At 64.7% G+C, this 10,395-nt stretch carries 11 protein-coding genes; 7 read left to right on the top strand and 4 right to left on the bottom strand.

All coding sequences use genetic code 11. The annotated features are described in order from the left end of the window. On the bottom strand, nt 1–768 hold a 768-nt coding region (locus tag ACXJKO_RS26725), incomplete at its 3' end, for a DEAD/DEAH box helicase (protein ID WP_457094082.1). A gap of 150 nt (nt 769–918) precedes the next feature. Between ACXJKO_RS26725 and ACXJKO_RS26720 the strand changes: the two genes are divergently transcribed. Continuing rightward, on the top strand, nt 919–1,737 hold the full coding sequence (locus ACXJKO_RS26720; RefSeq protein ID WP_457094081.1) for an SDR family oxidoreductase: 819 nt from the start codon (nt 919–921) through the stop codon (nt 1,735–1,737). A gap of 4 nt (nt 1,738–1,741) precedes the next feature. Here ACXJKO_RS26720 and ACXJKO_RS26715 read toward each other — a convergent pair whose 3' ends face one another. Further along, a complete protein-coding gene (locus tag ACXJKO_RS26715) occupies nt 1,742–2,713 on the bottom strand; it encodes a methyltransferase domain-containing protein (protein WP_457094080.1) in 972 nt (323 codons plus the stop codon). A gap of 90 nt (nt 2,714–2,803) precedes the next feature. Between ACXJKO_RS26715 and ACXJKO_RS26710 the strand changes: the two genes are divergently transcribed. The 4 genes from ACXJKO_RS26710 to ACXJKO_RS26695 all read left to right on the top strand — a co-directional run bounded on the left by ACXJKO_RS26710 (nt 2,804) and on the right by ACXJKO_RS26695 (nt 6,980). Next, nucleotides 2,804–3,991: a ligase-associated DNA damage response exonuclease gene (locus ACXJKO_RS26710; RefSeq protein ID WP_457094079.1), complete on the top strand. Its 1,188-nt coding sequence runs from the start codon at nt 2,804–2,806 to the stop codon at nt 3,989–3,991. Continuing rightward, complete coding sequence (locus ACXJKO_RS26705) at nt 3,988–5,709, top strand: cisplatin damage response ATP-dependent DNA ligase (protein ID WP_457094078.1); 1,722 nt, start codon at nt 3,988–3,990, stop codon at nt 5,707–5,709. Before ACXJKO_RS26710 ends, ACXJKO_RS26705 begins: the two co-directional genes overlap by 4 nt. A 10-nt stretch (nt 5,710–5,719) precedes the next feature. Further along, complete coding sequence (locus tag ACXJKO_RS26700) at nt 5,720–6,172, top strand: secondary thiamine-phosphate synthase enzyme YjbQ (protein WP_457094077.1); 453 nt, start codon at nt 5,720–5,722, stop codon at nt 6,170–6,172. A 136-nt stretch (nt 6,173–6,308) separates the two neighbouring features. Next, nucleotides 6,309–6,980, top strand: coding sequence for a response regulator (locus ACXJKO_RS26695; RefSeq protein ID WP_457094076.1), 672 nt, complete (start codon nt 6,309–6,311; stop codon nt 6,978–6,980). Here the strand turns inward: ACXJKO_RS26695 and ACXJKO_RS26690 are convergent. Further along, nucleotides 6,977–7,918 carry an alpha/beta hydrolase gene (locus ACXJKO_RS26690; protein ID WP_457094075.1) on the bottom strand — a complete coding sequence of 314 codons (942 nt, stop codon included), beginning with the start codon at nt 7,916–7,918 and terminating at the stop codon, nt 6,977–6,979. The genes ACXJKO_RS26695 and ACXJKO_RS26690 overlap by 4 nt on opposite strands. Nucleotides 7,919–8,014: 96 nt before the next feature. On the opposite strand from ACXJKO_RS26690, the gene ACXJKO_RS26685 reads away from it, so the two are divergent. Together ACXJKO_RS26685 and ACXJKO_RS26680 are read left to right on the top strand one after the other, a co-directional pair. Continuing rightward, nucleotides 8,015–8,275 (top strand): DUF6460 domain-containing protein, encoded by a 261-nt coding sequence (locus ACXJKO_RS26685; protein WP_457094074.1) that lies wholly within the window; start codon nt 8,015–8,017, stop codon nt 8,273–8,275. Between the two features lie 9 nt (nt 8,276–8,284). After that, nucleotides 8,285–9,634, top strand: a complete 1,350-nt coding sequence (locus ACXJKO_RS26680) for an MATE family efflux transporter (RefSeq protein ID WP_457094073.1) — start codon at nt 8,285–8,287, stop codon at nt 9,632–9,634. Here ACXJKO_RS26680 and pyrD read toward each other — a convergent pair. Then, on the bottom strand, nt 9,631–10,395 hold a 765-nt coding region (gene pyrD / locus ACXJKO_RS26675; RefSeq protein WP_457094072.1), incomplete at its 5' end, for a dihydroorotate dehydrogenase (quinone). The genes ACXJKO_RS26680 and pyrD overlap by 4 nt on opposite strands.

Genomic DNA, 10,395 nt, shown 5'->3' with positions numbered 1-10,395 from the left:
AGGGGGAGGGTCGACCGATAGGTCGGGGTGGGGTGGCAGCGCGACATTCCCAGATGTGGAGTTTCCCACCCCCTCCCGCGCTTGCAGCGCGACCTCCCCCCTCGAGGGGGAGGTGAAGAGTTGGCGTTGTGGCACCAAGTACCGCCGTAGATCGTCCGGCTCGCGTACTGTAGCCGACAGGCCCACCGCCGTCGCCTGCGGTGCCAGCGTGAACAACCGCCCAAGGCCGAGCGACAGCAGGTCTCCGCGCTTCGAGGTAACGAGGGAGTGCAGCTCGTCCAGCACCACGCGGCGCAGGTCCTTGAAGAACTCCCGCGCCTCCGCATGGGCGAGCAGGAGCGCCAGCTGCTCCGGTGTGGTCAGCAGGATATCCGGCGGGCGCTCGATCTGCCTTGCGCGCTTGTGGGAGGGCGTATCGCCGGTGCGGGTTTCGATGCGGATGGGAAGGCCCATCTCGCCGACCGGCGTTTCGAGATTGCGGGCAATGTCGGTGGCCAGCGCCTTCAGGGGCGAGATGTAGAGGGTGTGAAGTCCCCGCTTCTCCTTAGCCTTAGGCTTGCCCTTGCTGCCAGCCTCGGCCAACTCCACGAGGCTTGGCAGGAAACCCGCCAGCGTCTTGCCCGCACCGGTCGGGGCCACGAGAAGAACGGATTTGCCCTTCTTGGCCTTGGCGAGCAGCTGCAACTGATGCTCGCGCGGCTCCCAGCCACGGCTTGCGAACCAGTCACGAAAGATTTTCGGGAGAAGAGACGCGGGCGCTTTCGACATGCAGTCTTAAAGATAAGGCGAGGGCAAAGGTTTCGCCACTCGAGCGTGTTTTCGGATGTGAAAACAGTGCTTTGCCGGCTTGCTATTATCGCGGATATCGATTCATCTCGGCCCCACGCCGACCAAGAAAGAAACAGAGGGCAGATAACCATGACGTCAGCATCCCAATTCCAGAACGCCATCGCCGTCGTGACCGGCGGCACCCAAGGCCTCGGCGAGACCATCGCCCGGACCCTGGCCGAGCGGGGCGCCGCCGGCCTCGTGATCTGCGGGCGCAACGCGGAGCGCGGCGAGGCCGTGGCGCGAGACATCACGGCACAAGGCTGCCGTACGGAATTCGTGCAGGCCGATCTCGAAAACGTGGACGATGCCCGCAAGGTCACGGCGAAGGCCGACAGCGCGTTCGGGCGTGTCGACGTGCTGGTGAACGCCGCCGGCATCACGGATCGCGGCACGATCTTCGACACGACGCCGGAGCTGTTCGACCGCATGTTCGCGGTCAATGTCCGCGCGCCCTTCTTCCTCATGCAGGAAGCCGCCAAGATCATGCGGCGCGAGAAGACCGAGGGCACGATGGTCAATATCCTGTCCATGTCGGCCCATGGCGGCCAGCCCTTCATTTCGGCCTATTGCGGCTCCAAGGGCGCGCTGGCGACGCTGAGCAAGAACGCCGCCTTCAGCCTCATGCCCTGGCGCATCCGCGTGAACGCCTTGAACATCGGCTGGATGAACACGCCGGGCGAGGACCGGATCGTACGGCTCTACCATGGCGCCCAGGATGGCTGGCTCGAGAAGGCCGAGAAAGAGCAGCCATTCGGCCGCCTGCTCGATCCGAAGGAAGTGGCACGCGCGGTGGCGTTCCTCGCAAGCTCGGAATCAGGCATGATGACGGGATCGGTCATCGACTTCGATCAATCAGTCGTCGGCTGCTACGAGAACGCCCCGCATCCGACGAAGCCAGCGGAGTAAGGCCTCAACGCTGCATGACGGCGAGAAGCCCGGGAACCGGACTGCCGCGATCTTCCCGGGTCGACACTCTCTCAAGCACCACCACGACGAAGCCCGCAGCTTTCGCAAGTCCACGCAGATAGGCTTCGCTGTGGGCATAGCGGGCATCGTCGCCGAGGACGAAACCCGCGCCCTCATGGGCCTGAACTGTGAAGGCGAACAGGCCTCCCTGCTTCAGCACCCTTAGCGCTTCGCGGAACGCCGGGTCCAACCCGGCCATGTAGACGAACACATCCGCCGCGACGACAAGATCGGCCTCGCTGTTCCGTCGTCCTTCAAGAAACCCCACCAGTTCGCTTTCATGGAGCGCGGCGTAAAGCTTCGTCTTCTCGGCCTTCTCCAGCATGCGGGGCGAAAGATCGACGCCCTCGATGGAGGCGCACAAACCCGCCAGCGCCTGCGCCATCAGGCCCGTGCCGCAGCCGAGGTCGAGGGTGAGCCCAAACCGGAAATCCCTGCCCTGCTTCGCGCATGCATGGCGCAGGGCATCCGCGATCAGTTCGGGACCGCGATAGCCGAGGCTCTTGGTCAGGTGGAGGTCGAATTTCGGGGCGTAATCGTCGAAGAGCGCGCGCACATAGCCATCCGTGATCGCCTCGTCGGGAGACAATGCTCCAAGCTTGGCCAAGTCGAGGCGCACGCCGAGCGCATTCTCGGGCTCGATCTCCAGGGCCTTGCGCAGAGCGCCAACCGCTTCCTCCCGCAAGCCCAGCTCGGCAGCCGCCCGACCCAGCAGTGCATGGGCCGCCGCGAAGCCGGGTGTGAGCTCCAGCACCTGACGCGCCAGATCGGCGGCGGCCTCGAAGTCACGCTCCTCGAAGGCGGCACTGGCATAGTCGTAACGGCGATCAGCGATGAGATCGCCAGAGGAGCGGAATGTCGAGGTCAGCGGCATGGCTTCTGCCATGAGCGAGACGCGAAACGCTGTCAATGCCAAGGCGACGTCGGGCAGGCCAGCCGGAACAGCGAAGACGAACGCCGCGTTCCCAAACCTGACATATCATCCTGACACCCTATATCCTCGGCCATGGCGTTGCGCTCCACCGACATTCTCACCCAGACCCCGCAAGGGCTCTACTGCCCCCTCGGCGACTTTCACATCGATCCGGTCCGCCCCGTGAAGCGGGCGCTGATCACCCACGGCCATTCCGACCATGCCCGCTCGGGCCACCGCTCCGTCATGGCGACGCGCGAAACGCTGCTGATCATGGGCGTGCGATATGGCGAGGACTTCGCGGGCTCAACTCAAGAGGCGCGCCTTGGTGAAAGCATCCGCCTCGGCGACGTGACGGTGCGCTTCACGCCTGCCGGCCACGTGCTGGGCTCGGCGCAAATCGCCATCGAGGCCGGTGGCACCCGCGTCGTGGTCTCGGGCGATTATAAGCGGGCGGAGGATCCGACCTGCCTGCCCTACGAGGTCGTGCCCTGCGATATATTCATTACTGAAGCGACTTTCGGCCTACCCGTCTTTCGACATCCGGACACGCGGGACGAGGTGCGCAAGCTTCTCGCTTCTGTCGAGCTCTTTCCCGAACGCGCGCATATCGTGGGCGCTTATGCGCTGGGCAAGGCACAGCGGGTCATGGCCCTGCTCCGGGAGGAAGGCTACGATAAGCCGATCCATCTCCATGGTGCCATGGAGCGRCTGACGGAATTCTATAAATCCGAAGGTGTGCCCTTGGGCGAGACGCCGAAGGTCGTGGCCACAGAGCGCTCGAAGCTCGCGGGCGCCATCGTGATCTGCCCGCCCTCCTCCATCCAGGACCTCTGGTCGCGCCGCTTTCCCGATCCGGTGACGTGCTTCGCCTCCGGCTGGATGCGGGTGCGGGCCCGGGCCCGGCAGAAGGGCGTGGAGCTGCCCCTCGTGATCTCCGATCATTCCGACTGGGACGATTTGTGCCGCACGATCCAGGACACCGGTGCGGGCGAGGTCTGGGTCACCCACGGCCAGGAGGACGCCCTCGTCCATTGGTGCACGACCCACGGCATCAAGGCGCGCCCTTTGCATATGTTGGGCTATGGCGATGAAGGCGAGGTGGAGGAAGGCCCCCACCCTCCCCTCGAGGGGGAGGGTCGCGAGCAAGGCGAGCGGGGTGGGGTGGGTAGCGCCAACATCGACGAAGGTCGCGCTTCCCACCCCACCTCGGCTCTTCGAGCCGATCCTCCCCCTCAAGGGGAGGATGAAACGGGTGGCGTCGATGGAGGCGCCGCATGAACCGTTTTGCCGCCCTCCTCGATCGGCTGATGTTCGAGTCGCGCCGCAACGCGAAGCTGCGGCTGCTCATGGATTACTTCAGCCATACGCCCGATCCCGACCGCGGCTACGCGCTCGCCGCCATGACGAGCGCGCTGATGTTCAAGGAGGCCAAGCCCGGCCTGATCAGAGGCCTCGTGGAGGAGCGCACCGATCCGGAATTGTTCCGCATGTCCTACCATTATGTGGGCGATCTGGCCGAGACCGTGGCCCTGATCTGGCCTGCGCCGGGGCATGAAAGCGTCGCTCCTGCTTCCGGTGATATTCCGGCCATCGGCCACAACAACCCGCCGCCGCACGTTCCCAGCCTCACAGAAGTCGTCGAGACCTTGGCGACCACGGGCAAGAGCGATCTGCCCGGCAAAGTCGCGGGCTGGCTCGATGCGCTCGACGAGACTGGGCGCTGGGCACTGCTCAAGCTCATCACGCGGGAATTGCGCGTCGGCGTCTCCGCCCGGCTCGCCAAGACGGCGGTAGCGCAACTCGGCGGGTTCGAGGCCGACGAGGTCGAGCTGATCTGGCACGGGCTGGAGCCACCCTATGAAGAGTTGTTCGCCTGGGTCGAGGGCAAGGGGCAGAAGCCCGAAACCAGCAATCCCGCCCCGTTCCGCCCGCCGATGCTCTCGCATCCGCTGGAAGACGAGGATTTCCCGAAGCTCGAGGCTTCCGAATTCCTGGCCGAATGGAAATGGGACGGCATCCGCCTCCAGGCGGTCTCAGGCCATGCGAGCGACGGCCGCCCGGTGCGGCGCATCTATTCCCGCACGGGAGAGGACGTCTCCGGCGCGTTCCCCGATCTCGTGGAGGCGCTCACCTTCGACGGGTCCATCGATGGGGAATTGCTGATCGTGCGCGAGGGCCGGGTCCAGACATTCAATGTGCTTCAGCAGCGCCTGAACAGGAAGGCCGTAAACCCTAAGCTCATCGCGGAATTTCCGGCGCATCTGCGGGTCTACGACATTCTCACGGAGGGCGGCGAGGATTTGCGCGACCTGCCTTTCGCCGAACGGCGAAAGCGCTTGGAGGCACTGGTCGCCCGCCTGGACGATCCGCGCATCGACCTCTCGCCTATGGTGCCTTTCTCCACTTGGGAGGACCTCGCCGCCGCGCGGGCCGACCCTGCATCCGTGGGAGCGGGCCTGGATGCGGACGCCATCGAGGGCTGCATGGTGAAGCGGGCGAACAGCCCCTATCTTCCCGGTCGGCCCAAGGGCTACTGGTACAAGTGGAAGCGCGATCCCTATCTGGTCGATGCGGTGATGATGTATGGCCAGCGCGGCCACGGAAAGCGCTCGTCCTATTACTCCGACTACACTTTCGGCGTCTGGCGCGACGGGCCAGGCGGCGAGGAGCTGGTGCCCGTGGGCAAGGCCTATCACGGATTTACCGACGAGGAACTGTTGAAGCTCGACCGATTTGTCCGCAACCACACGGTCAAGCGCTTCGGCCCGGTACGGGAGGTGGAATACGGCAAGGATCGCGGACTCGTGCTGGAAGTAGCTTTCGAGGGCCTGCAACGCTCGACCCGGCACAAATCCGGCGTGGCCATGCGTTTTCCCCGGATCAACCGCATCCGCTGGGACAAGCCGGCGGCGGAGGCCGACCGGATCGAGACCCTGGAAAAAATACTTGAGCGGGGTGAGCAGGAGGTTCATCCCCTGAAGGCCCAGAAGGGTTAGGAGACYGACCATGCTGAATGTGGAAACCCTTTCCGAAGGCAGCGTGACCCAGCAGGTTCATGGCCGGCTGATCGTGGAAACCGAAGGGCCAGGCTTCACCGAGATCACGGAGGCCGTCTCCCGCTGGGTCTTCGGCACCGGCGTCCTGCATGGCCTGCTGACCATCTTCTGCCGCCACACCTCGGCCTCCCTGATGATCCAGGAGAATGCGGACCCCGAGGTGCGCCAGGACCTGCTGACCGCCCTCGACCGGCTGGCTCCCCGGGAGGCGGGTTATGTCCACACCGCCGAGGGGCCGGACGACATGCCCGCCCATATCAGGACGGCCTTATCCGGCGTTTCCCTGAGCATTCCGGTCATGGAGGGCCAGATGGTGCTGGGCTCCTGGCAGGGCATCTACCTCGTCGAGCACCGGGACAGGCCCCATACCCGCGATCTGGTTTTCCACCTCATCGGGGCGTAATCCACATGCTTAGATGAAACCCTTGGCTTTCCCCCTGCACTTTCCAGTAGAATCGCCGTGCTTTTTCGTTGCCGCCTTGCTATTTCACCTGGGAACCGGCTAAGCCTCACCGACGCCCTCGTGGGAGAAGACAAACGTGCAAAGTCAAACCACCACGATCATCATTGCCGACGACCATCCGCTGTTCCGTGGCGCGCTCAGGCAGGCCATCGCCTCCATGATGCCGCAGGCCCGCATGGTCGAGGCAAGCGGCATGGACGACCTGAACGCCTCGCTGGGCCAGGAGCGTGATGTCGACCTGATCCTCCTCGACCTGACGATGCCGGGCGTGCAGGGCTTTTCCGGCCTGATGTCGCTGCGGGCGCAATACCCCGAGCTGCCCGTGGTCATCGTCTCGGCGACGGAAGAGCCCCAGGTGATCCGCCGCGCCATGGATTTCGGCGCCTCCGGCTTCATCCCCAAATCCATCGACATCGACAGCATCGGCGGCGCCATCCAGGCGGTTCTCGCCGGCGATACCTGGACACCGCCGGATGTGGACCTGTCCGCGGCGGAAGACGTGGAAACCGCCGATCTCGTCCGCCGTCTCGGTACCCTGACGCCCCAGCAGGTGCGTGTGCTGACCATGCTCTCGGAAGGCCTGCTCAACAAGCAGATCGCCTACGAACTCGGTGTGTCGGAAGCGACCGTGAAGGCCCACGTTTCCGCCATTCTCGACAAGCTCGGCGTCGACAGCCGCACCCAGGCCGTCATCGCGGCCTCGAAGATCGGCGTGACTCAGCGCCCCTCCCCGGCCGGGGCGGACTAAAGCCCCTCAACGAAATCATCGATCCGCAACAGCGCTTGCTCGGACAGCGCGCTGTCGAAGCGGATGAACACGTGGCATCCGCCCGGCCAGATCGCGAGTTCGGTCCGGTTGCCGGCGGCAGCATAGCGAGACGCCATGAAGAGCGTGTCGTCGAGGAGCATGTCCTTCGTGCCGACCGAGAAAAGGGTCGGCGGYAGGCCTTTGAGGTCCGCATAAAGCGGCGAGATATCGGGATTGGTCCGGTCGCCGGCATGGCCGACGAAGTTATTGGCGAAAGCTTGCACATCGCTGGTGTTGAGGATCAGCCGCTCAGGCCCCCAATGGCGCACGCTTGGGCTGAGATTGAGGTCATAGCACCCCGCGAAAAGGTTCGCGCCCCGGAAGGGTTTCAGGCCATGCCTGTCGCGCAGGCGCAGGATTGTGACGGCGGAGAGATGCGCACCGGCTGATTCACCGCCGATGAACAGGCGCGAGGTCCCGAACCGGCTCTCGGCCTCCCGGATCACCCAGAGCGCCGCCGCCTCGCAATCGTCCGGAGCCGCCGGATACGGGTTCTCGGGGGCAAGGCGATATTCCACGGATACGACCGCAAGGCCGCAGCGATCGGCCAGCCGGTCGAGCCAGGGATCCTGCTCGTCCGCCGTACCCCAGGTCCAGCCGCCGCCATGGATGTGAAGATAGACACCGCGCGGGTTCTCAGGCGCGATGATCCGCAAGGGGATAGGCCCAGCTGGCCCGTCGATCTCGATCACCTTGGCCTTCGGGCTCAAGGGCATCAGCGGGAATGGCCCGAGACCCTGCTTCCGGCGCTCCCGCACGAGAGCCGGTGGAACGGACATCGGGTCCGGCAGGGCTGAGAGCTTCGCCACGATATCGGCATTCTGGGCGCGGATTTCGTCACTGATGGCGGAGGGATCGAAGAGAGCGGGATCAAGCATTGAGAAACTCAAGGTGGTTGCGTTCGACGCCGAGCCTTGCGATGAAGCACACGCACTTGCGCAGGTCCAGTTACGCTTTCTGACGAGATTGAGGATATGTCCAACCTGACCCGGCTTCTCGGTGGCTCGCCCGGCTCCGTCCTGGTGAAGCTCATCTTCCTGTCGCTCCTCGTCGGTGCGTTCATGGCCTTCCTCGACATCACCCCCTTCCGGCTGATCGAGGGCCTGTTCGAATGGATCGGCTCCGTCCTGGATCTCAGCCTCGAGACCGTGCAGAAGGTCGGCATGTGGGTACTCTACGGCGCGGTGATCGTGGTGCCGCTCTGGCTGATCTCCCGGTTCTTCGGGCGGAACTGATCGTTTCCCATGCACGGCGCTGTCGTTTCCCGCCGCATCGACGTCTCGCATTGGCGCATGCTGGCCCTCGCCCTGCCGATGACCCTGTCGCACGTGACGACGCCCCTGCTGGGCCTCGTGGACGCGACGGTGATCGGGCGGCTGGGGGAAGCGCACTTGCTCGGCGCGGTGGCCCTTGGCGCCGTGATTTTCGATTTCGTGTTCTGGAGCTTCGGCTCGCTGCGCATGGCGACAGCCGGCCTAACCGCCCAGGCCACCGGCGCCGGCAAGTCGCATGAGGTCGACCTGACGCTTGCCCGCGCCTTTCTGGTGGCGGGCGTCACGGGCCTCCTCCTGATCCTGCTGCAATGGCCCATCGCGGCGGTTGCCTTTCCGATGGCAGGCGCAAGCCCAGCCGTGACGGATGCGCTCTCCACCTATTTCTTCATCCGCATCTGGGCCGCACCCTTCACGCTCGCCAATTATGTGATCCTCGGCTCGACGCTTGGACGCGGACGCACGGATCTCGGGCTCCTCCTGCAAGTGGYGATCAACATCGCCAATATCGTACTCACGGCAGGCCTCGTCCTGGTGTTCGAACTCGGCATCGCAGGCGCGGCCATCGGTACGGCGATTGCGGAGGTTCTGGGCGTGGGCCTCGGCATTCTCGTGCTGCGGCGGCTCGGCTCGAATCCGCTCGCCGTCACATGGCATGAGGTTTTGAGCCGCGCGGCGATCATGCAGACGCTTGCCATGAACCGGGACATCATGATCCGCAACGTGGCGCTGATCCTGGCCTTCTCGATCTTCAGCGCACTCGGCGCGCGCGCAGGCGACGTGACGCTCGCCGCCAATGCGGTGCTCTACAACATGTTCCTGATCGGCGGCTATTTCCTCGATGGGTTCGCGACCGCCGCCGAAACCCTGTGCGGGCAATGCATCGGCGCGCGCGATGAGCGCAGCTTCCGCCGCGCCATTCATCTGAGCGTCGGCTGGAGCCTCGGCTTCGGCCTCGCCGTCTCGGCGATCTTCCTTGTCGGAGGAGGATACTTCATCGACTTCGTGTCCACGAACCCGGATGTGCGCGGCTTCGCGCGCGAGTATCTGGTCTTCGCCGCCCTGACGCCCTTCATCGGCGCCGCTGCCTTTGCCTTCGATGGCATCTACACGGGCGCGACATGGACCGAGGCCATGCGCAACCTCATGCTGATTGCATTCGTGGCCTATGCCGCCGTCCTGCTGCTGGCAGGAGACGTCGGCAACACGGCTTTGTGGATTGCGCTCCTGATCTTCCTGGGTGCACGCGGCATCGGCCAGGCATTGCTCTACCCCATGCTGGCGCGAAGGACCTTCGCCAGCCTGAAGTCAGTGGCCGCTTAGAACCGCCCCTGCGCGATAGCGGAAGCATCGCGTCCAATGACTTGCGCGAGCGAGGTCTTCTGCTGCTCGACCTTCTGCACGAGCCCGCGCTTGATGTCGCCGACTAGGCTTGGCCCCTTGTAGACCATGGCGGAATAGAGCTGCACCAGGCTGGCCCCCGCGCGGATCTTCGCCCAGGCGGCATCGGCCGAATCCACGCCGCCGACGCCGATGAGCGGGATCTTGCGCTCCACCCGCTGGAAGGCTTCCGCGAGCAGCTTCGTGGAGGGCACGAAAAGGGGCTTTCCCGAAAGGCCGCCTGTTTCCGACGCAAGCGCCTTTTCCTTGAGGCTGTCGGGACGGGCGACGGTTGTGTTCGACACGGTCAGCCCATCGATGCCGCGCTTGAGCGCGGTGGCGACGATGGCATCGAGCGTGTCGAGCGAAATATCGGGCGCAATCTTGAGCAGGATAGTCGTCTTCCTCCGACCTTGATCCGCCTTGTCCCGCGCCTCGATGCTGCGGGCGAGCAGATCGTCGAGAAAGGCTTCGCCCTGCAGGTCGCGTAAGCCCGGCGTGTTGGGCGAGGACACGTTGATCGTGAGAAAATCCACGAGACCGCACAGGGCACTGACGCAGGTGATGTAATCGGCGACGCGGTCCGTCGATTCCTTGTTGGCCCCGATGTTGACGCCGACGATACCGGGCCGACCCTGGCGACGGATCAGGCGTTCGCGCGCAACATCCAGGCCATCGCTGTTGAGGCCGAAGCGGTTGATGAC

The sequence above is a fragment of the Microvirga sp. P5_D2 genome (genome assembly GCF_054049475.1).
The sequence above is the reverse complement of the archived record's forward strand: the minus strand, read 5'-3'. Positions and strand labels throughout refer to the sequence as shown.